The organism is Limosilactobacillus ingluviei str. Autruche 4, assembly GCF_000312405.1.
Classification (GTDB): domain Bacteria; phylum Bacillota; class Bacilli; order Lactobacillales; family Lactobacillaceae; genus Limosilactobacillus; species Limosilactobacillus ingluviei.
In genome coordinates, this window is the sequence record NZ_HE997176.1 from 70,556 (window position 1) to 92,134 (window position 21,579).

The following is a 21,579-nucleotide window of genomic DNA, read 5'->3' on the forward strand; positions in this document are numbered from 1 at the left end:
GTCAATTTTTTGCGGGGCCGGTTTTTTATTTGGTCAGTCAGCTGCTTATTTGGTTTAGCAGTTTTATTACAGCGACAATTCGAAACGGAGGAACTTACTATGATTATTGTCAGTCGAAAAGATCATCCAGAACTAATTTCGCAATTACAAACCCGTTTTGCGGGAAGTAAACAAGTTTTTGTGAATGGGGACCGGATTGCCCTACTTGGGGTGACCCCTCAGGAGTTGACGCCAGAAGAAAAAGCAGCTGCGGCGACAATCATTGCTGATCATCCCGTTGCAGTACGGGCCAGTCGGCTATTTCATCCTGAAGATACGGTAATTGCGACGGCCCATTCACGAATTGGGGGCTCCCATTTTACTTTAATGGCTGGACCTTGTTCAGTGGAGTCGGCGGAACATGTCTTAGCGATGGCTGCTGTCGCTAAACGCAGCGGGGCAACGGTTCTACGGGGCGGGGCTTTCAAACCACGCACGTCACCCTACTCCTTTTAGGGCTTGGGTGAAGCCGGGCTGCAAGCATTACGCCGAGCGGCTGACCAATATGACATGGATGTTTTAACGGAAGTCATGGCGCCGGAACAAGTAGCGTTAACTGCGCAGTACGCAGATATTTTGCAAATTGGGGCGCGCAATATGCAAAATTTTGCCCTGTTAAAAGCTGTCGGGCAGACTCGCCGACCGGTGATGCTCAAGCGCGGGTTGGCAGCAACGATTGATGATGTCTTGAATGCAGTTGAGTACATTCTCGCGGGGGGTAATTCGCAAGTTATGATCACCGAACGCGGTATCCGGACGTTTGATAATAAATACACGCGCAACACTTTAGACGTGGGGGCGGTCCCCGTTTTGCAAAAATTAACGCACTTACCGGTCATTATTGATCCCAGCCATGCTGCGGGACACACAGAGTGGGTCACATCGTTGGCACTCGCTGGGACGGCGGCTGGCGCTAGCGGCTTAGTAGTCGAAATTCATGATCATCCGGCGGCGGCACTTTCGGATGGGGCCCAAGCCTTACTACCAGAACAGTTGCAAACTTTGGCACAGCAAGTTTAACGGGTGCGAACCGCAATTCAGCAAGCGTAAGGAGAAAGCGATGGAAAAAATCTTAGTTCAAGTGGCTGCTCGGCAGTATGAGGTTTTGATTGAGCAGGGCTTATTGGCGCACGTTGGTGAATTGGTTGCTACTCAGTGGTCTCCTCGCAAAGTCGCGGTAATTAGTGATCAAAATGTGGCCGCTTTATATCAACAGCAAGTGGTTAAGCGATTGGAAGCAGTGGGGTTTGAAGTTTTTCCCCTGCGCTTCCCAGCGGGTGAAACTTCGAAATCCCTGTCAATGTTGGCTTCTCTGGCGGCACAGTTAGCCCAAGCCCATTTTACGCGCGATGATGGGATTGTGGCCCTGGGGGGTGGCGTAACTGGAGACTTGGCCGGGTTGGTCGCCGCGACATACATGCGTGGGGTAAGGCTGATTCAAATTCCGACGTCGTGGTTAGCCCAAGTGGACAGCTCCGTGGGCGGAAAAACGGCGGTAAATTTAGCCCACGTTAAAAATTTGCTGGGGGCATTTTATGAGCCTGATTTAGTCTTGGTTGATCCCGCCGTCTTAGGGACCTTGCCCCAACGAGAATTAATTGCTGGTCACGCCGAGGTAATTAAAACCGCTGCGCTTGCAGGAGGTGACTTTTGGCAGTTGGTAAAAGAAATTCGGACGCCGGCCCAAATTTTAGAATTAGCCCCAGCTTTAAGTGCCCAGGCAATCGCATTTAAGGCCAAAGTAGTGATGGCTGATGAACGCGAAGGTTCTCAGCGCCAGATTTTAAACTTTGGTCATACGTTGGGGCATGCCGTTGAAGCGCTGGCTCAGGGGCGGCTGCGGCATGGGGAGGCAATCAGTGTTGGGATGGTGGCATTGAGTCAACGGCTTAGTCAGTTGGGTTGGGTGCCAGCTACGGTAGCGGCGGATTTGACGACCACTTTAGCAGGTATCGGCTTACCAGTTACGGCACCTGAGTTACAAATGCCGGCGATGATTGATAAGATCGCGAACGATAAGAAAAACCGGGGGGCTAACTTAAATCTGGTTTACTTGCCTCAATTTGGACAACCAAAAGTGAAGCCTGTGGCATTTGAACAAGCTCGGGCCTGGTTATTGGAAACTATTTAAAAATGGTCTACATTAACTTTTGAGTGTTTGAATGATTTTATTGTCATATGTAATGGACGGAGATGAAGATTTGTGCAACCGATTCGCCAAACTTTTATCTTGAATGGTCTATTCATTTAATTTGCTGATAGATTGGCTTTTACAAGGGTTAAATTGAATTTATTTAGCATTCGCCCTTGATTGGTATATCCAATTTAAAAAGAGAAAACGAGAATAAAAGTTTGACGATTAAAGTGAATTCAGTCATGATGAGAAACATGATATTTTTAATTTTGAGAAATTGGTATACTTAAAAACGAGGAGCTTAGCACATGAACATTACTAAACAAAATTCAATTGCAATTTATGCCGATGGGGCGGACATTGAAGCAATGCGCCAAATGGCCAAATTACCAGAAGTAACCGGCTTTACCACGAACCCCACTTTAATGAAACGTGCGGGGATTACCAATTATTTAGCCTTTGCCCAAAAGGTTGTGGCGGAATTTCCGGACATGCCAGTTTCATTTGAAGTCTTTGCTCAAGACCAAGCCGAAATGCAAGCGGAAGCGGAAATTTTGAGCGACCTGGGGGAGAACGTCTACGTAAAGGTTCCGATCTTAGCACTGGATGGGACCCCCCACATCAATTTAATTCGCACCCTTTCGGCGGCCGGGATTAAATTAAACATTACGGCAGTTACAACCAAGGAACAGGTCCGGTGGGCCTTAGATGCTTTGGATCCCGAAGTACCGGCGATTATCTCGCTCTTTGTCGGTCGGGTGGCTGATACGGGGATCGATCCGACGTCCTTTGTGATCTGCAGTTCAACGATGGCCTTCCGTTACCCGAATGTGCAATTATTATGGGCCTCAACCCGGGAAGTTGATAACATCCGGCAAGCAGAACAACTGGGCTTAGATATTATCACGGTGCCACCGGCAATCTTGAATAAGTGGGTGACCCGCCGGGACCTGACCCCAGTCGATGTGGCCTTAGATACGGTCCGGGGCTTTGCCCAAGATATCGAAAGCTTGGGTTACAGTATTTTAGATGAAGTTGAAGCCATCAGTGCACGTTGATAGGAGGACGCCAGAATGAATAAGACAGAAGTAGCGGCGGTTAATGCCCTACGGTTTTTAAGCGTTGATATGATTAGCAAGGCCAAGTCCGGTCACCCGGGGATTGCCATCGGGGCGGCGCCGATGGCCTATACCCTGTTTGAAAAGGTGATGAACTTCAATCCGAAGGACCCGGGCTGGTTTAACCGGGACCGCTTTGTCCTGTCAGCGGGCCACGGCTCGGCCTTGTTATACAGCTTGCTGCATTTGAATGGTTTTAACCTTAGTTTAGCTGACTTAAAAGCCTTTCGGCAGTTGGGCTCCAAAACGCCGGGTCACCCTGAAGCCGGGTGGACCCCGGGGGTCGATGCATCGACCGGTCCATTAGGCCAAGGCTTGGGGATGGCTGTGGGGATGGCGATGGCCGAACGGCACTTGGCCGCGACTTACAATCGGCCGGGTTTGCCAATCATTGATCACTATACCTATGTTTTAGCCGGGGATGGCGATTTAATGGAAGGGATCAGCCAAGAAGCCCTGAGCTTAGCCGGTCACCACCAATTAGGCAAGCTGATTGTTTTACATGACGCCAACCAGGTTTCACTAGACGGGCCACTGAACTTATCCTCCATTGAAAACCAACGGCAACGTTTTGAAGCGGCGGGCTGGGATTATCTGGTCGTTGAACACGGTGATACCGATGTGGCCGCGATTGAGCAAGCCCTCCAGCAAGCCAAACAAACGGCGCAGCCAACGCTGATTGAAGTGCAAACTACGATTGGGTATGGGGCACCGCAAGCCGGAACTAATAAAGTGCACGGGGCGCCGTTGGATGCAGCCGGGCGGCAAGCACTAGCGGACTTCTTTAAGTGGGAGGCCGCGCCATTTGAAATCGATCAAACGATTCGGGATCATTTTGCTGCCGCAGTGGCAGGTAAGCAAGCTGGCTATGAGGCTTGGCAAAAAATGTTTGCCACTTACCAAGCCAAGTACCCCCAAGAAACGGCGGAATTAACCCACGCCCCACTGAGTGTGGCCGGGGTCAAGACCGCTTACCAACCAGGTGACAAGGTGGCAACGCGGCAAGCCAGCGCCGAAATCTTACAAAAAGTCGCGGCCGCCAATCCACAATTCTGGGGTGGAGCGGCAGATTTAGCCTCATCAAACAAAACCTTCTTGAATGATTTGGGGCGCTTTAGTCCCGCGACGCCGGCGGGACGCAACGTGAACTTTGGGGTGCGCGAGTTCGGCATGGCCGCGGCGCTGAATGGGATGAACCTGCACGGTGGCAACCGGGCCTTTGGGAGTACCTTCCTGGTCTTTACCGATTACTTAAAGTCGGCGGTGCGCCAAGCGGCGTTGATGAATTTGCCAACCGTGTTTGTGGGTTCACACGATTCAATTGCGGTCGGAGAAGACGGTCCCACCCATGAACCGATTGAACAATTGGCGGGCTTCCGGGCGATGCCGAATCTAGACGTAATTCGGCCGGCTGATGCCAATGAAACGGCCGCGGCTTGGCAAATGATTGCCAAGACTACGAACCGGCCATCACTGTTGGTGACTTCCCGGCAAGCCCTACCGGTGTTGGCAGAAACGGTTGGGGCGCCAGTAGAACGCGGGGGCTATATTTTAGCTGATTCAACTAAGCAAGTCCCCGATGGGATCTTAATCGCCGCTGGTTCTGAAGTCAGTTTAGCAATGGATGCCAAGGCCTTACTCGCTGAGGAGGGGCTTGACGTCCGGGTCGTTTCAATGCCGTGTTTGAACCGGTTTGACGAACAACCCCAAGCGTACCGTGACCAAGTCCTGCCGCCCCAAATTGAAAACCGGGTAGCCCTCGAGATGGGCGCCAGTGCCCCTTGGTACAAGTACGTGGGCTTGCGCGGCCAGGTTATTGGCGTGGACCGCTTTGGGTTAAGCGGGGACGGCCACGAATTGGCGACGGCCTTTGGCTTTACGCCAAGCCACGTGGCAGCGACCTTTAAGCAATTGGCCGGGGTACGTCAATTGGGGGCGGCCAGTGTCCTGCCAGCTTATCAAGAACGACCGGCGCGGGCGGCCAGCTTTCTTTAAAAGCGACCTCCTAAGTAAAGACAACTAACGACAGACAAAAATAACGCCAGTAAAAGGGCTGCCGCCAATCGGCAGCCCTTTGCTGTTAGTCGGCGGGTGACCGTGGTAAAATAATTGGCAGACTTTAGAAGAGGAGGAATGCGGGATGGCATTTCCACAATTAGCGTTGGACCAAGTAAAAGGGCCCAAAGCAACGATTAAGACGTCCTTGGGGGACATTAGCTTACAATTGTTCCCGGACCAAGCACCTAAAACGGTAAAGAACTTTGTTGAATTGGCTAAGCAAGGCTACTACAACGACGTTACTTTCCACCGGGTGATTCCAGACTTTATGATCCAAACCGGGGACCCAACGGCGACCGGGGCCGGTGGCGAAAGTATTTATGGGCACCCCTTTGCAGATGAATTTTCCCCTGAACTGTTCAATTTGAAGGGGGCCGTTTCAATGGCAAATGCGGGGCCGAACACCAACGGTAGCCAATTTTTTATCGTGACGAACCGGAATTTGTCCACGAACCTGATTGGGCAGATGGAAGCCGCGGGCTACCCAGCTGAAGTGATTGAAGCCTACCAAAATGGGGGGACCCCATGGTTGGATTTCCATCACACGGTGTTTGGTCAAGTCGTTAGCGGGTTGGACGTGGCAATCAAGATCAGTCAAGTCAAACGTAACTTTGAAGATCGCCCAGAAGAAGCCGTATTAATTAAAGCGATTGAAATTACAGAATAACCAAAAAACTGCGGCACACGCTCGGCGCGCTTGCCGCAGTTTTTATTTACCAGCAGCTAAACCATGCCAAAGGGCTTGGATGGCTGCGGTTAACGGGGTCGTCGTCCGCATGACGGCCGAAACCAAGAAGGTGGGTTGGTCGGCGTCGGTGAGGGGGATGGGGACGACGTTGTCCGATGGTGACAGGGCCAGGTCGGTCAGGTAGGCAATGCCTAGGTTGCTGGCGACCATTGATTTAAGAATGTGGACGTCGTTGGTTTGGTAGAGGACTTTGGGGCGGAAGTGATTGATTTGGGCGAGGTGGCGAAAGGCGTGCTGGTGGACAAATTCATTTTCGCGGGCCAGGGTAATAAACGTTTGATTTTGCAACTCGTGAAAGGCGACCCCGTTGGATTGCCGTGCAGCGAGGGGGTGGCTTTTAGCGACGATAATTTTAATCGGGTAGCGGGCCAGAACTTGGGTGCGCAACTGCGGGGAACTGATCGGGGTCAGGGAGCCGAGCAGGGCTAAATCAAGCTCCCCGTTTTGGACCATTTTTAAGAGGTGGGCCGACCCGTATTCATATGGCTCTAACTGGGCCATTAAACCGGCTTGCATCAGTTGCGGCGTCAGCGGGGGAAAGTAGAAATTGCCAATAATCGGGGGCAGGCCAAAGCGAATTTGACGGTCATTGGCATGGGCGATTTCTTGCCGGGCGACCGTTAATTCATTGAGGATCACCTGAGCGTGCAGGAAAAATTGCTGGCCGGCTTCCGTAATCCGTAATTCACGGTGGGATTGGTCCCGAATGAAAAACGTTGTGTCAAATGCTTTTTCCAGGCGTTTGATGGCCAGCGTAATGGTGGGCTGGCTGACGTTGAATTGTTCGGCCACCTTCGAAAAATTTTTGGTTTTAACCAGGGCGCAATAATATTTAATATCTTTAATGTTCATTTAAAATCCCTTCTTGTTCATAAATTAGCCGGCTCATATAAAATTAAATCATACTATATCGTTGATTTGACTATAAAGCAAACCCGGTTTTACACTGGCCTTGTTTAGTTCGTGGACCACGGTGGGCCGTGAACATTGGCAAGCAAAGAGCAGCGAAATGAGGAATGATCATGACAAAGGCAAGCATAATTTTAGCCAATCCGTACTTAAACAAGGGCACGGCCTTTAGCTTGGCTGAACGGCAAAAATTCGGGTTATTAGGGACGTTGCCGCCTAAGGTCCGGACGATTGAGGAACAAGCGACGGAAGTCTATGCCCAATTTCAAACTAAACAGGCCGGCATTGAACAACGCGACTTCTTGATGGCGATTTTCAACACCAATCGGACCCTGTTCTTTTATCTGATGGGCCAGCACTTGGAAGAAATGATGCCCATCGTTTATGATCCAGTAATTGCCGATTCGATTGAAAATTACAGCCAGCGCTTCTTGCAACCCCAACAAGCGGCCTTTTTGTCGATTGACGATCCCGCAACGATTCGTCAGCGACTGCAAAATGCAGCGGCCGGTCGTGACATCAAGCTGATTGTCGTGACCGATGGGGAAGGGATCCTCGGGATCGGTGACTGGGGGATCAACGGGGTCGACATTGCAGTCGGCAAGCTGATGGTCTACACGGCGGCGGCTGGGATTGATCCAGCGTCCGTTTTAGCGGTCGGCTTGGATGTCGGTACGAACAACGAAAGCTTACTTAACGATCCCGCCTACCTGGGGCTTAAGCACCGGCGCGTTACGGGAGTGGCTTACGATCAGTTAATCGATGGTTTCGTGACCGCGGCGCACGAATTGTTCCCGACGGCTTTGTTGCACTTTGAAGATTTTGGCCGGGCCAATGCCGCCAAGATTTTGCGGCGCTACCAGGATCAATTTCCAATCTTTAACGACGATATCCAAGGAACCGGGATGATTGCGCTAGCCGGCGTGCTCGGGGCGCTGAAGCTATCAGGGCAACGACTGGCCGACCAAAAGTTCTTGACCTTTGGCGCCGGGACGGCTGGCATGGGGATTGCCAAGATGCTCTTTGATGAAATGGTCCGTCAGGGAATGGCGCCAGCAGAAGCCAAGCGGCACTTCTACTTAGTAGACGTTCAGGGGTTGCTCTTTGATGACACGCCCAACCTGACCCCGGAGCAACGGGAATTTACCCGGCAACGCGCTGAGTTTGCGAATGCGGATGAACTGACCGATCTGTTGGCGGTCGTCAAAGCCGTTCAGCCAACGGTAATGATTGGCACTTCCAAGCAACCGGGCGCCTTTAGCGAAGCGGTGGTCAAGGAAATGGCGGCCCACGTCGCTCGCCCGATCATCTTCCCGATTTCTAATCCCACGAAGCTGATTGAAGCCATGCCAGCCGACTTGCTGAAGTGGACGGCCGGCCGGGCCCTGGTCGCGGCCGGGATTCCGGTCCCGGATGTGACGCTCAATGGTCAAACCTACCGGATTGGCCAAGCCAATAACGCCTTGGTTTACCCGGGGGTTGGCTTTGGGGCGATCGCGGTCAAAGCCAAGCGGATCAATGAAGCAATGTTAGCGGCGGCCGCCCACGCCTTAGCTGATATTGTCGACGTAAACCAAGCCGGCGCGGCGGTCCTGCCACCAGTCGCCCAATTGCCGGCCTTTACGGCCAAAGTAGCCGAAGTGGTGGCCCAAACGGCACTTGACCAAGGGTTGGCGGACCCGACGATTACTGATGCAAAGCAAGCCGTAGCGACTTTACGGTGGCAAGCCAAGTATTAATTAAACGTGCTGAAGCAAATGGGGGCTTCAGCACGTTTTTTTTCGTCGGCAAGATAAAGCGATTCCACAGAAATGTTTTCTGTTATCAGCCAAAATTCCTCGTATAATAAAAGGGAGTTTTTGGCAATAAAGGGGATTTGAGAATGGAGAAACAAACACCAACGGAGAGTGGCTATCAACACCACATGGCCATTCCCTGGCATGATTTTGTCACGGATGATAATGTCACGCCGGCTAAAGAGGCTAACCTGGTGGAACGCGCCACGATCGTCGGGCGAATCGGGTTGATGATGTTAGCCTGCGGTACAGGAGCGTGGCGGGTTCGCAATTCAATGAATGTCGCCGCCGAGACCTTGGGTATGACTTGTTCAGCGGATATTGGCTTGGTGTCAATTGAATATACGTGCATGGATAACCACCGCAGTTATACCCAGGCCCTGGCCCTCCCTAGTACGGGGGTTAATACCGCCCGGCTGAATGCGTTGGAAAATTATATTCGCGAATTTGAGCAGCAAGGGCAAAATTGGACAACCGGGGAAATTCACCACGCCCTAAATCGGATTGAAAGCATCGGCGGTTTGTACGCGCCGTGGATGGTGGGCTTAGCCGCGGCCTTGGCTTGTTCAGCCTTCGTTTTTTTGCTGGGTGGGGGCCCAGTAGAAATGTTGTGTTGCTTTTTTGGGGCCGGCATTGGCAATTACGTCCGGCGTAAGATGGGCGATCGCAAACTAACCCTCTTTGCGGGCTTAACGGTGGCCGTGGCGGTCGCTTGTGTGGCTTATGATGTTTCGTTTAACGTGGTGCAGTACTTTTTGCACGTTAATTCACACCATGAAGCAGGCTATATCGGGGCGATGCTGTTTGTGATTCCGGGCTTTCCGTTCATCACTAGTGGTTTGGACCTTTCCAAGTTGGATATGCGCTCTGGGTTGGAGCGGGGGGCCTTTGCTTTGATGGTCATCACGGTCGCGACTTTGGTCGGCTGGGTGGTGGCCATGGCGATGGATCTGCAGCCCGAAAATTTCATTCCCCTGGCCCTTTCGCCGGCCCTGTATTTGGTTTTGCGCCTGGTCTTTAGCTTTTGCGGGGTCTTTGGCTTTTCGATTATGTTTAACAGCAGCTTAAAAATGGCGGCAACGGCCGGTGTGATCGGGGCCTGTGCCAACACACTTCGCTTGGAAATGGTTGATTTAGCCCACGTGCCGGCTGGCCCCGCAGCCTTTGCGGGGGCGCTGTTGGCCGGGTTGTTAGCTTCCTTAGCGCGCCGGCGGGTTGGCTATCCGCGGATTGCGATTACCGTACCCTCAATTGTGATTATGGTTCCGGGGCTGTACATGTATTCAGCGGTTTATAACTTAGGGCTGAACTCGCTGAGTGTGGCCGGCACGTGGGCGGCTAAGGCGGCGTTGATTGTTGTCTTCTTGCCGTTGGGCCTGATTGCCGCCCGGATCATTGCGGACCCGAAATGGCGGTACAAAAGTTGACCCGGCGGCTGACCTACCCGCCGACGTTGGTGGCCCAAGTGCAACGAGCGGTCCAAGGGCGGCCCTTAGAAGGCTTTGTGCCGGGAGAGGGGCCATTCCCGACGCGGGTGATGGTAGTTGGCGAAGCCCCCGGCCGCCAAGAGATTGAAACGGGGCACCCGTTCGTGGGCGCTTCGGGGCAAGAACTAACCAAGTTGCTGGCCTTGGCGGGGTTACAACGGTCGGCAGTTTATATTACCAGTGTGGTCCGCAGCCGCCCCTACCACCTGCGCCACGGGCAAGATCGGGCCGGCCGAGCTGTGGTTAAACGCCCGAATCGTACCCCGACCAAGCGTGAAGTGGCGGCCTTTGCGCCCCTGTTTGACTGGGAAATTGCCACGGTTGCCCCGGAAATCGTGATTCCTTTAGGCAACACAGCCCTGCAGCGCTTGGTCGGACCGCAGGCAACGATTGGGACCTTGCACGGCCAAGTGTTAAAAACCCCAGTCTTAACCTGGCAAGACGACCAATATTCCCCGGGAAATAAACCAGTCTGGGTGGTGCCGATGTATCACCCCGCCGCCTACTTGTACGCCCGGCGCCTCGAAGCAACGGTCCGCAACGATTGGGCGCAATTGGGGGCCTGGTTGCAAGCGCAGTACACAGATCATTAAAGCAGTTTGGGAGGAAAAGATGAAAATTACCCACCGCCGTCTGATTACCTTTGCCTTATTGTTATCCAATATTATGGCCGGGATGGACGGGACGATTGTCAACACGGCCTTGCCGGCCATTACCAGTGACCTGCATGGCCTTCAGTATACCGGCTGGATTGTCGCAACCTTTTTATTTGGGATGTCAGTGGCTACGCCATTTTGGAGTAAGTTGGGGGAGCACAAGGGCAACCGTTGGGCTTACGTGGCGGCCACGACGTTGTTTGCGCTCGGGGCCATTTTACAAGCCCAAGCCCCCTCGATCATTTGGTTTATTGCGGCCCGGACCGTGATGGGAATTGGGGCCGGCGGGATGAACACGATTCCCTTTATTGTCTTTGCCCATCTTTACCCGAATTTAAAGCAACGCTCACAAGTTGTCGGGCTGGCCAGTGCCTGCTTTGGGACGGCTTCCATTGTCGGGCCCTTGCTGGGAGGCTGGATTGTTGATAATCTAACGTGGCACTGGGTCTTTTACGTGAACTTGCCGGTTGCGGCGATTGCAATTGCCATTATCGGTTTAATCTACCGCAGCCCCAAGCCGCAAGCAGCGGGGCGGCCCTTTGACTTTGGGGGTGGTCTGCTTTTAATCAGTGGGCTGGCCTGGATTTTATTTGGCATTCAATTGATTGGCCAACTGACCTTTGGGGTAGTCGGCGTGATGTTAGGCGTGGGGGTAATCTGCCTCCTTTTAATGTACCGGCTTGACCAGCGGGCCGTCGATCCAATTATTCCCAGTCGTTTGTTTACTAACCGGGAGTTAATGGTCGATTTATTGCTGTTTGTGATGATTTGGGGTTCGTTTATTGCCTTTATTACTTATATTCCGATGTGGGCGCAGGGAATTTTGGGTTTGTCGGCCTTAGTGGGGGGCTTAACCCAGATTCCCGGCGCGGCAACGAATTTTATCGGTTCCGAATTGGTTCCTTACGTTCAACACAAAATTAGTAAGTATGGCTTGGTTTTGATTGGGGCGTTGACCATTCTGCTGGCCTTTGCGGGCTTACTGCTGGGCGGCCAGCAGACCCCGTTTTGGTTGTTGTTGATCCTTGGTGCTTTTGAAGGCTTTGGGGTTGGGATGGTCTTTAATGTCTTGCAAGTCAGTGTTCAAACGGACGTAGCCTTGCCCGATGTCCCGATTGCGACTTCGCTGGCCTACCTAGTTCGGATTTTAAGTCAAACCCTCATGTCGGCGGTGTACGGCGTAATCTTGAATTTAGCCTTGGTCCGGGGGGTGGCAGGGCATCCTAAAATCAACTTAAAGATGCTAAATCAGCTAAGCAATGCCAAAACAGCTGCCCAGCTGCCGGCGACCGAGCTGCCCTTGCTGCGGCAGATTTTATATACTGGGTATCACCACATTGTTGTGGCGGCCTTTACTTTGATTTGCAGTGCCGTAGTAATTTTACTGGTCTTAGTCCGTCGCCAGCGTTTAGGAAAGCAAGGTGCAAGTTTGCCGGAGTCGTGATAGGATTAGGGCAAAGGAATGGTAAAAAACAATGAACAAAGGATACGGAATTGACCAGCAAACCCTCAAGGCGATGGCTGGCAATTTAAAAGACAGTGTGGTGGAATTGACTCAATGCGGGGAGCACCTTTCTCGGCAAGCAATGCTGGTCAGCTTGAGTTTGCAGTTGTCGGGCTTAAAGCGGCAACTAAGCACTTCTACGGGGCGGGCGAAATTGCTCCAGACAGCGGGCCGGCCCCCCTTTGGGTTGCCGCGTTCCGTCCATTTGACCAGTTCGGTGACCAAGAAGCGCTTTGCTGGTCGGCCAGTGATGGTGCTTAACGCTCAACCGGGCCCCCAACCAGTGGTCCTGGCGCTCTACGGGGGGGCTTATGTATTGGCCCCAACGAAGGTGCACTGGCAATTCTACGACCGCTTGGCGCAAACCAGCGGAGCCCAAGTCTGGGTACCGGACTATCCGCACTTACCGGGGGCCACGGTTGATCAAGCCTTGGCGTATCTGCACCGCCTCTATGCAGCTTTGTATGATCAGACCCCGGTCAGTCAAATTACCCTTTTGGGGGATTCGGCTGGTGGCGGGTTGGCGGCCAGTCTCACCGAGGAGTTGGTGACCCAAGGGTTGCCGGTTCCCGGGCACTTGGTGTTGTTATCACCGTGGTTGGATTTGCACTTGACCAACCCAGCCTTGCCCGCTTACGCACGGCGCGATGTGTTGTTGGACCAAGCGGGCTTGCAAGCGTTGGGCGCAAAGTTTGCGGGGGGCCGGTCGGCGGTGGATTACCGGGTTGCACCGTTACGGGGCCCGTTAAATGGGATGCGCGACGTCCAACTGTTTGTGGGGACCAAGGAATTGATGTGTTTAGATACGATTGAATTTGCCAACCGCTTGGCGAGTGAGGACGTGCCCGCCCAATTAGTCATCGGGCGGGGCTTGTACCATGCCTATCCGCTGCATGCAACGCCGGAGGGGCAAGCCGCGTTGTTGGCAATGGCAAAGACCATTAAGGGGGAAGTTAAACATGACTAGTGTCGCAGTGGTATTAGCCGATGGTTGTGAAGAAATCGAAGCCCTAACGCCGGTGGATGTCCTTCGCCGCCTCGGGGCGGAGGTAACGATGGTGGGGTTAGCCGGATTGAAAATCCAAGGGGCCCACGGAATTGAACTGACCGCAGATACGACGTTAAGTGCGGCGTTAGCGGATTATGATTGCGTGGTCTTCCCCGGGGGTTCGACGGGGGCGGAAAACTTGCGGGCCAGTGATGAATTAATGGCCTTGATGCAAGCCCGCCAAGCAGCTGGCCAGTGGAATGCGGCGATGTGTGCGGCGCCGTTGGCGTTTGCGCGGTATGGCCTTTTAGACGGCCGCCGTTATACCTGTTACCCGGGGGTTGAAAAAGCGATTGGGCAAACCAACCCAACTGCCGTCTTTTCACCGGCGATTACCGTGGTTGATGAAGCTGGTCACTTGGTTACCAGCCGGGGCCCGGCGACGGCGTTGGCCTTTGCCTTTAAAATTGCCCAGGTCTTGGGGATTGCGACGACGACAATGCAAGATGAGATGCTGTACACCTATTTGAAACAAGAAATTTAACTTAACGAAGCGGCTGGAAAAAGGCTTAAGCTTTCAAAAGCGCTAGCAACCACGTTACTGAAAACGTTGGTTGTTAGCGCTTTTTGGTTGTTACTTGCTAAGTTTTAGTCGAAAAGCTAGTTTCTTGCTAGCTTCAAGTTGGCCTTAATGCTTCCACCATAACAACCATGAGGATTTGAAGGTGGCGGGCAGCGGGCGTTGGTCGATCCGTTGGTTGACCACGGCCACGACGGCAATCATGGCTGCAACCAGGGATCCCTGCTTAAAGTAGACGGTATAACGCGGCCGCCACAGGGAGGCATATTTTTCCTTATAGCGCCGCAAGCCTTGAAAACTATACAGGTCAGCCCCGTATTCATAAATGAAGTGGGCAATTTTTTCGGCGTTAAAGGCAAACTGGGAGTGACCAACGTTGGCCAAGGGGGCCATTCCGAGGTCAAAGTAGGTGTAACCGTGTTGTTGGCCGTATTCAAACATCGCGATAAAAATTTTGTCCATGATGCCAGACGGCGCGTCGTGGGTGTGGCGCATCAAGTCGATCGTCAGAATTTTTTTGCCCCCGGTTGGCATAAAGGTGGCAAAGGCGACGATTTTATCGTGAGCGTCGGTGACGATGCCGATTGGAGCGGTATTGAGGTAGGCAGGATCAAAATAGCCTAACGAAAAGCCCTTTTCGACTTGATGGCCGAGCCACTCGTCGGACACGGCCTTGAGTTCGCGCATGAACTGGTCGTCAAAGGGGGGCTGAATAATTGAAAACTGGTAGCCTTCCCGGTCAAACTTATGCATTAAGGCCCGCTGGGACCGCTGCTTTTTCCCGGCCAGGGTAAAGTCGGCTAATTTGACCAGGCCATCTTCACCCGTTTTTAAAAAGTCAAAGCCATACTCGTGCAAGAGTAAGGTCATTTCTTCGCCAACTTCATAGAAGACCAGTTGGTAGCCATAGCGATCAGCGGTGGTCATGAATTGGTAGACCGCTTCTTGCCAGACCGCGTGATTACCGACCGGATCCCCCATCACGACGAGGCGCCCATTGCGGGCTTGGTACATAAAGAAGAGTTGGTCCTTGCCGTCGACGGTATAGTAATAGATATTTTTATCACCCAAAAAGGCGAGGTGACTGGTCTCATTGCCCCCAAATTCAGCGATGATCGCCCGGACGCGGTCAGCCGCCAGGGGTTGTTTGATCCCAAAGGGGTCAGCGCCATGCATAAAGTAGCGGAAAATCAGGACCATGATCAACAGCCCCAACAACATGCCAAAGAAGCCGGAAAGCCAAATTTTTTCCCCGGGGAAGAGGAAAAAGCTCGGGACCTTGTGCTTGGCCGTGTAGGTGGGGGAATTCACCAAGCCGACAAGCGAATAAAGAATCAAGCTGCCGGCGAAAATGGAACCATCAACGATAAATTTACCGAGGGAGTATTGGAGTTTTTCCCGGTAGACGGTGTTGCGCATTAAAATCACCAACAAGAGCAACACCGCCAGGTAAATCGTTAAGGACGGCGTTCCCAGGTTCAGCCACGTATTAACAATACCGACTAACAATAACAACAGGGTCGGCCAGTAGGCTTTTTTGACCTTGGCTTGAATCCCCCGGGCACAAGCCAGCATCGCAATGGCAAACAGGATGGTCGTCAGTTGGTGCAAGAAAAAGAAACTAAAAGGGTAGAGGCGTTGTAAGAGCCGGTTGGAGGCCGTCAGATCCGGGACCGAAGCGGCCAGCAGCATAAAGATCCCCGAAACGTACATGAAAACGGTAATTACCACCTGGGCGGCTTGGCGCACCATTGTGGCGGGAATGCCGTCAAAAAAGGCGTTAATCCGAACGGCGAGGTAGTGAACAAAAAAGATTAACCCTAACACCAAGGGCAGCAGGTAGTAAAAGACCCGGAACAATAGCAGCCACACGACGGCAGTCGAACGGGGCACGCCCAGGAGGGTCAATTCAATCAGCATCATGACGTCAAAGGACCCGATCGCCCCCGGCAACATCGACACCACCCCGAGGACTTGGGCGACCACGTAGAGGGGAAAGACTGCCGCTAAGTTGGTGTGGATCCCCAGGCTGGCCCCAATTAAAATGAAGAAACCAGCGACCAGCAACCATTCCAAAGTGGAGGTGAAGGTTACCCAGGCTTTAAATTTAAAGGACATTTCCTTAAAGAGCAGGCCGTTATTTTGGCGGGTCAAAAGCAGGACGACCGGGAAGTACAGCCCACCTCCGACTAACCAGATCGCGTACCGGTTAAAGTGTCCGCCCTGATGGAAGCCAAACATCATCACCAAGGCCAGCCAACAAAGCAAGGACAGCCCGGCCAACAAGAAGATTGCAATTTTAGCAATCGCAGCGAGGATTTGGTTGCGGCTGGCTTGTTGGCCGTAAAAATGGGCCCGTAAGGTTGCGCCCAGCAAGCCCCCAAAACCAGCCACGTTGGTCAATGTATTGGTAATCCAGCCGCTGCGAAAGATGTAAAAGGGCTTAAATTTACCAGGTAACAGGTGCGTGATGGCAATGTCGTAGCCAGTCATCGGCAAGACGGCGACGAGGCCCCCCAGACTTAAGAGCACTAAAGTGGTCCACGACTGCCGGGTCAGTTCGGTTGTGACTTGGTCCCAATTGACCGTCTTAAAAAAGTTTCCTAAGCTGATGATGACAAATAACACCACGGAAGTAACGAAGACCAGCTTCAAGCCCTTCGCGTAGCGTTGCCACAGGGCTTGGCTGGTTTGGATAATTTTTTGCATAGTTCCCCCTCACGAAAGATAACTTCTGTTACTAACCTACATTTTTTTCGGGAATTTCGCAAGAATTCATGGAAAAATGTTGACGGCGGCCGGGACTTCCGGTATATTATTATTTGTGCTTAAGGAAATGGTCCATTGGTCTAGTTTTGGTTAGGACGCATCCCTGTCACGGATGAGATCACGAGTTCGAGTCTCGTATGGACCGTATGTGTAAGAGGTCGGGAAATTCCCGGCCTCTTTTTTCTTGGCAAAGAAAGGATGAAAGCATGGAAAATACTTGGCAGTACCGTGGCACAGAGCCGATTAAAATTAAGCGTTACCTCCAGTCGTTGGGGATGGGACACCGCTTATTCAATGATATTAAAAATGGGGCCGGAGAGCTCTTGGTTGATCACCGGCCGGTCCGCCCGACGACCAAAATTTTACCCAACCAGCCGCTGACGATTAAGGTGGCACCAGAAATGGCGGATCCCACCGTCCAAGTCAGTCATGGCCCCTTACAGATTGCCTATGAGGATGCCAACTGGCTGGTGATTGACAAACCCGCGGGGCTGGCTTCAGTCCCGGGACCCACGGAACAAGCCGATACCGCTTTAAACCGGGTCAAGGGGTACTTAGTGGCCCAAAAGAGTGTCGATTTGCGGCCCCATTTGATTACCCGCTTGGATCGGTTTACCAGCGGTTTGTTGCTGGTGGCCAAGCATCGGGTCGCTTCCAGCATGATCAGCACCCAGGTGGAAAGCCACGCGGTTAAAAAAGAGTACCGGGCAATCGTGAGTGGGCACTTACCGGCCGCGCACGGCGTGATTGACCAACCGATTCTGCGGGTAGCCGGCCAGGCGGCCCGGGTGATTGATCCGGCCGGCCAGCCCGCCAAGACCGAGTACTGGGTCGAACAAGAAAAGGCCGGCTATAGCCTGGTGCGTCTGCGCCTGCACTCGGGCCGCACCCATCAGATCCGGGTCCACTTGAGTTGGCTGGGTAATCCTTTGGTGGGCGATCACCTCTACGGCGGTGACCTGAGCCGCAGTGATCACCAGGCCCTGCATGCGACCAGCTTGGCCTTCACCGATCCCTTTACCCAGGCCCCCGTGGCTCTGACCAGTCCCCTGCCGGCGGCCCTGCAAACTTTGTGGGACCAGTTGGCTTAGGGAGACGTTGGGCTTATAATAAAAACAACCATTGTAACCGGGAGTGCTCGTGTGCCGAGCTGAGATGTCCGCAAACGGACGGATCCCTTGAACCTGTGAGTTAATCCTCGCGAAGGGACGTTACGCTTAGCGCTGTTTCGGGAGAAGTGGCGCTTTTTTCGTCCCTTTTCCGGCGGGGCGGGGCAACGTCCGGAAAGGAAGTTATGAAAGAGACACAGTTTACCGCTACTTTGACTCCCGTGATTGAGGTTGCCACGGCCCGCAGCCTGGCTCACCCCTTTATCGTTGGCCTGAGTGACGGGACCCTGCCGTTGGCGACCTTTCGCTACTACTTGCGCCAAGATCACCAGTACCTAGAAATGTTTGGTCGCTTGCACGAGGTCCTGGCCGCCCAGCTTAATACGGCGCTGGCCCAAATTTTGACCAGCCTCGGTGAGGGGGAAGACCTGGCCCGTCAGCGCCTCCACGCTGAGTTGAAGCTTTCGGCGGTCGAATTGGCGGCCACCAAACCGGCGCCGACCAATTATGCCTATCAGACTCACATGGCCTACCAAAACCAGGCCCACGGCAAGGCGGCCCTGGCGGCCGGCCTCTTGCCGTGCTACTGGCTCTACAATGAGGTTGGCCGACGGTTGGCGCAAAAACACAGTCCCAACCCGCTTTACCAGGAGTTTTTCGACAGTTACGCCAGTGATGATTTTTCCAGTAGTACCAACCAGATGCGGGCGATCGTCGACGAATTGGCGGCACCACTGGACGAAGCGGCCCACGAGCAGATGCGCCAGGCCTTTGTAAAATCTTGTTATTATGAGGAACAATTTTGGCAGATGGCCTACGAACAACAAAGGTGGCGCTAACGCAAAAAAGGAATGGCATGAAAGCGCCATTCCTTTTTTTACATTCAGTTAAAGTAATTTTTAGTACCAACCGTGTTGTTGCCAGAAGGCTTGGGCGTTGGTCCAAGAACCGTAACGGGAAGCCACGTATTGTTGGGCAACCCGTTCTTGGTTGGCAGCGGAGTAGTCACCGTTTAAGTAAGCAGCGGAAAGTTGGTACTTCCCGATGTATTGGCCGTTCCGGGCCGTGTAGCTTCCACCAGATTCGCGTTGGGCAATCCAAGCTTGGGCTGCGGCTTCGTTCCCGCCCAGGTTCGCCGTGTATGAGCTGGTAGCTTGAGCTTGGTAGCCGTAGTTGCTTTGCGCAGCTGGTTGTTGCGCGTAGTAAACCGGAGCTTGACTTTGCGTCGTTTGGACTGGCGCAGCTTGGGCTGCCGTTTGAGCTGGCGCTTGGGTCGTTTCGCCGTTGTCCTTGATCAAGAGTTGTTGGCCAACGTAGATCAAGTTGACGTTTTGGATGTTGTTGTCTTGGGCCAGCTTGTCAACGGAGCTGTTGGCAAACTTTTGGGAAATTGAAGACAGGGTGTCACCGGCTTGTACGGTGTACGTCGTGTCCGCGCTGGCAACCGTGGAGCCGGCTGCGATCCCAAAAGCGGCGATGCCAAGAGTTGCTGCAGTAGTTAACATGCTTTTCTTTAACATAGGGTAATTTAACCATCCTTTTCTTTGTTCGTTCATATTTTCGACGGTTACTATCATAACCGCTCAAGGTTACGAACAGATAACAAGCGAATTGCGAAGGACGGGGAAAACGGGGGGATTTCGTAATCTTTTGTAATATAACGATTTACCTAACTTGAATGTAAGGGGAAGCATGACTGTTCTGATCGCTTTTTTGGCCGACCAAACTTTGCCGGCGGAAAGAGCGAAAAAATCTCGGAAAAAATTCGAAAAAGGTCAACTTTTTTTGCTTCCCAGCGATAAACGGGGGAAAAAGCTTCAAATTTGCCTGGTTTATTACAGAAAGGTTGCGATCGTCATTTTAGCGAGCCAAGTTAGGTAAGCACAAGGACCAAACCCAGTCAGGACAAGCCTTGCGCGCTTTGTAATCTTTTGTCATAAAGGGCGGGGAACCAAAAAAAGTCCTGGCCAGCAAGGCCAGGACGATAATCAAATTTTGCTTACCGGGGGTATTGCACGTTATTTTCATAAACCAATTCGGGTTCGCGCCCATCCCGGGCAAAGCGATTCAGGGCGTCAATTTGGGCCATTTCCGCAGCGCTGAGGGTAAAATCAGTCAACGCGGCGTTTTCGGCGATCCGTTGCGGGTGCGCCGATTTTGGAATGATGGCCACCCCGCCTTGTAAATGCCACTTTAAAATTACTTGGGCGACTGATTTCTGGTGGGCCGCCGCGATTTTAGTCAGTACCGGATCCTGTAAGTACTTGCCCCGGGCCAGGGGTGACCAGGCTTGGGTTACGATCCCGTGGGCTTGGTGGTACTTGATTAAGGCCGCTTGGTTTAAGCCCGGGTGCCGTTCGACTTGGTTGACGACCGGCCGTTGGTGGGCTTGCGTGGCTAACAGCTGCAAGTGAACGATCCCAAAGTTAGAGACCCCAATTGATTTGGTCAAACCTTGGGCCTGCAAGTCTTCTAAGGCTTGCCAGGTCGCAAAGAAGTGGGCTTGCATCGGCCAGTGCACCAGCAGCAAGTCGACGTAATCTAACTGCAAGCGGCGCAAGGATTCCTTAACCGACTGGATAGTGGTCTGGTAACCTTGGTTTTGTTCCGCGACTTTCGTGGTTACAAAATAATTATCCCGGGGGACGGCTAATTCCTTTAAGGCTACCCCCAGCAAGGCTTCGTTTTCATAGAGTTGGGCGGTATCAAACAGCCGGTAGCCGGTTTGGTAGGCACTTTTGATGGCGGTCGTCATGCTGGCCTGGTCGGTCAGTTTATAGACGCCAAAGCCTTCTTGGGGCATACGGTGGCCATCCGCCAAGGTTAACCATTGAGCTTGCAACTGGGTCATAATTTTCCCTCCAAACTATTAATAGGTAGAAACATATCATTATCCCTATCTTACCGCGCTTTTAAACTGATTAAAAGTAAGAAAAAAGGAACCGCGGAGCCGCTGGGGTCCCGGAGTTCCTAGCCTTGCTATTTGACTAACTGTTGAATGGCTTGCGCCTTAGCTTCATTCGTGAATTGCAGCTGTAAGGCCCCTTGTTGGGCCGGCGTTAAGTGTGGATTTTGTTGCAGGGCTTGGGCCATGCGTTGCTTAACTTGGCTGGCAATCACCGTTTTCATTTGCGCTTGGGCGGCAGGCTGCTTAAGCTGCTTGGTAAGTTGGGCCGCCTGGTGCGTATTGATGACCGCCCAGGTTGGGTTGACTTGGAAATCGTAGCTGCGGTGCTTGGTTTCGTTGTTATCCCCTAAAATCCCAAACATGGCCTTGGCAAAGCCGTTGGCATAGACGTACTTTTGCGTTTTGATTACCACTTTGGCGTCCCCGGTGGTCTGCGTCAGCTTCGTGGTGGCCTTGCTGTCGACCCAGGTGTGCTTGGTCTTTTTTTGGTGAATGTCGGTCTTATAAACGTAGACTTTTTCATTGCCGGTCCCCAATTGCTTGTACACCAGCAAATTAGCTTGCGGATTGACCGAAGCCAGGGAAACCGTCTGCGTGGTGGTGACCGTCTTCATCCCCAAGTGGTTGACATCATGGAGGGCAAAGACCGTTACGGAAGCCACCAAAATGATTAAGGACAGCCCAGCCCACAGTAAGTGACTGGCTTTTTCGACCCATACGGCCCCAAAGAGGTAAAAGCTCAGGGCACTGAGAATAACCAGTAAAATAATCATCGC

General features: G+C 52.7%; 17 protein-coding genes, 1 tRNA gene, 1 pseudogene and 1 riboswitch. Of the genes and pseudogenes, 14 read left to right on the forward strand and 5 right to left on the reverse strand.

The window, feature by feature from the left end:
- Positions 1 to 99: 99 nt before the first annotated feature.
- From aroF to BN54_RS08435, 5 genes and pseudogenes are all read left to right on the forward strand, one after another.
- Positions 100 to 1,059, forward strand: a pseudogene (gene aroF / locus BN54_RS08415) (3-deoxy-7-phosphoheptulonate synthase).
- A 40-nt stretch (positions 1,060 to 1,099) separates the two neighbouring features.
- On the forward strand, positions 1,100 to 2,170 hold the full coding sequence (aroB, locus tag BN54_RS08420; protein WP_019206759.1) for a 3-dehydroquinate synthase: 1,071 nt from the start codon (positions 1,100 to 1,102) through the stop codon (positions 2,168 to 2,170).
- 311 nt (positions 2,171 to 2,481) lie between these two features.
- Entirely contained in the window at positions 2,482 to 3,231 is a 750-nt protein-coding gene (locus BN54_RS08425; protein ID WP_019206760.1) for a transaldolase family protein, read from the forward strand.
- A gap of 15 nt (positions 3,232 to 3,246) precedes the next feature.
- Positions 3,247 to 5,286 (forward strand): transketolase, encoded by a 2,040-nt coding sequence (gene tkt / locus BN54_RS08430; protein WP_019206761.1) that lies wholly within the window; start codon positions 3,247 to 3,249, stop codon positions 5,284 to 5,286.
- A gap of 145 nt (positions 5,287 to 5,431) precedes the next feature.
- Positions 5,432 to 6,016 carry a peptidylprolyl isomerase gene (locus BN54_RS08435; RefSeq protein ID WP_019206762.1) on the forward strand — a complete coding sequence of 195 codons (585 nt, stop codon included), beginning with the start codon at positions 5,432 to 5,434 and terminating at the stop codon, positions 6,014 to 6,016.
- Between the two features lie 42 nt (positions 6,017 to 6,058).
- Here the strand turns inward: BN54_RS08435 and BN54_RS08440 are convergent, their stop codons facing one another.
- A complete protein-coding gene (locus BN54_RS08440) occupies positions 6,059 to 6,949 on the reverse strand; it encodes a LysR family transcriptional regulator (RefSeq protein ID WP_019206763.1) in 891 nt (296 codons plus the stop codon).
- Positions 6,950 to 7,116: 167 nt separating this feature from the next.
- On the opposite strand from BN54_RS08440, the gene BN54_RS08445 reads away from it, so the two are divergent.
- The 6 genes from BN54_RS08445 (at position 7,117) to BN54_RS08470 (ending at position 13,981) form a co-directional block, all read left to right on the forward strand.
- Positions 7,117 to 8,745, forward strand: coding sequence for a malolactic enzyme (locus tag BN54_RS08445; protein ID WP_437176732.1), 1,629 nt, complete (start codon positions 7,117 to 7,119; stop codon positions 8,743 to 8,745).
- 143 nt (positions 8,746 to 8,888) lie between these two features.
- A complete protein-coding gene (locus BN54_RS08450; protein ID WP_019206765.1) occupies positions 8,889 to 10,229 on the forward strand; it encodes a threonine/serine exporter family protein in 1,341 nt (446 codons plus the stop codon).
- Complete coding sequence (locus tag BN54_RS08455) at positions 10,211 to 10,882, forward strand: uracil-DNA glycosylase (protein WP_019206766.1); 672 nt, start codon at positions 10,211 to 10,213, stop codon at positions 10,880 to 10,882. Before BN54_RS08450 ends, BN54_RS08455 begins: the two co-directional genes overlap by 19 nt.
- 19 nt (positions 10,883 to 10,901) lie before the next feature.
- Positions 10,902 to 12,389, forward strand: coding sequence for an MFS transporter (locus BN54_RS08460; protein ID WP_019206767.1), 1,488 nt, complete (start codon positions 10,902 to 10,904; stop codon positions 12,387 to 12,389).
- A 31-nt stretch (positions 12,390 to 12,420) separates the two neighbouring features.
- Complete coding sequence (locus BN54_RS08465) at positions 12,421 to 13,416, forward strand: alpha/beta hydrolase (RefSeq protein WP_019206768.1); 996 nt, start codon at positions 12,421 to 12,423, stop codon at positions 13,414 to 13,416.
- The gene (locus BN54_RS08470) at positions 13,409 to 13,981 is read left to right on the forward strand and encodes a DJ-1 family glyoxalase III (RefSeq protein ID WP_019206769.1); all 573 of its coding nucleotides are present in this window, start codon (positions 13,409 to 13,411) and stop codon (positions 13,979 to 13,981) included. Before BN54_RS08465 ends, BN54_RS08470 begins: the two co-directional genes overlap by 8 nt.
- Before the next feature lie 144 nt (positions 13,982 to 14,125).
- On the opposite strand, the gene mprF is transcribed toward BN54_RS08470, so the two are convergent.
- Positions 14,126 to 16,726: a bifunctional lysylphosphatidylglycerol flippase/synthetase MprF gene (gene mprF, locus BN54_RS08475; protein ID WP_019206770.1), complete on the reverse strand. Its 2,601-nt coding sequence runs from the start codon at positions 16,724 to 16,726 to the stop codon at positions 14,126 to 14,128.
- A gap of 129 nt (positions 16,727 to 16,855) precedes the next feature.
- Here mprF and BN54_RS08480 point away from each other — a divergent pair.
- The 3 genes from BN54_RS08480 (at position 16,856) to tenA (ending at position 18,734) form a co-directional block, all read left to right on the forward strand.
- Positions 16,856 to 16,931, forward strand: a tRNA-Asp gene (locus BN54_RS08480).
- 61 nt (positions 16,932 to 16,992) lie between these two features.
- A complete protein-coding gene (locus BN54_RS08485; protein ID WP_019206771.1) occupies positions 16,993 to 17,877 on the forward strand; it encodes an RluA family pseudouridine synthase in 885 nt (294 codons plus the stop codon).
- A gap of 29 nt (positions 17,878 to 17,906) precedes the next feature.
- A riboswitch (TPP riboswitch) is annotated at positions 17,907 to 18,012 on the forward strand.
- A gap of 68 nt (positions 18,013 to 18,080) precedes the next feature.
- Positions 18,081 to 18,734, forward strand: coding sequence for a thiaminase II (gene tenA, locus BN54_RS08490; protein WP_019206772.1), 654 nt, complete (start codon positions 18,081 to 18,083; stop codon positions 18,732 to 18,734).
- A gap of 60 nt (positions 18,735 to 18,794) precedes the next feature.
- Here tenA and apf read toward each other — a convergent pair whose 3' ends face one another.
- The 3 genes from apf to BN54_RS08510 form a co-directional block, all read right to left on the reverse strand.
- Positions 18,795 to 19,415, reverse strand: a complete 621-nt coding sequence (apf, locus tag BN54_RS08495) for an aggregation-promoting factor (RefSeq protein WP_019206773.1) — start codon at positions 19,413 to 19,415, stop codon at positions 18,795 to 18,797.
- Positions 19,416 to 19,894: 479 nt separating this feature from the next.
- Positions 19,895 to 20,746 (reverse strand): aldo/keto reductase, encoded by an 852-nt coding sequence (locus tag BN54_RS08505; RefSeq protein ID WP_019206775.1) that lies wholly within the window; start codon positions 20,744 to 20,746, stop codon positions 19,895 to 19,897.
- Positions 20,747 to 20,874: 128 nt separating this feature from the next.
- Entirely contained in the window at positions 20,875 to 21,576 is a 702-nt protein-coding gene (locus BN54_RS08510; protein WP_019206776.1) for a DUF4811 domain-containing protein, read from the reverse strand.
- Positions 21,577 to 21,579: the final 3 nt, after the last annotated feature.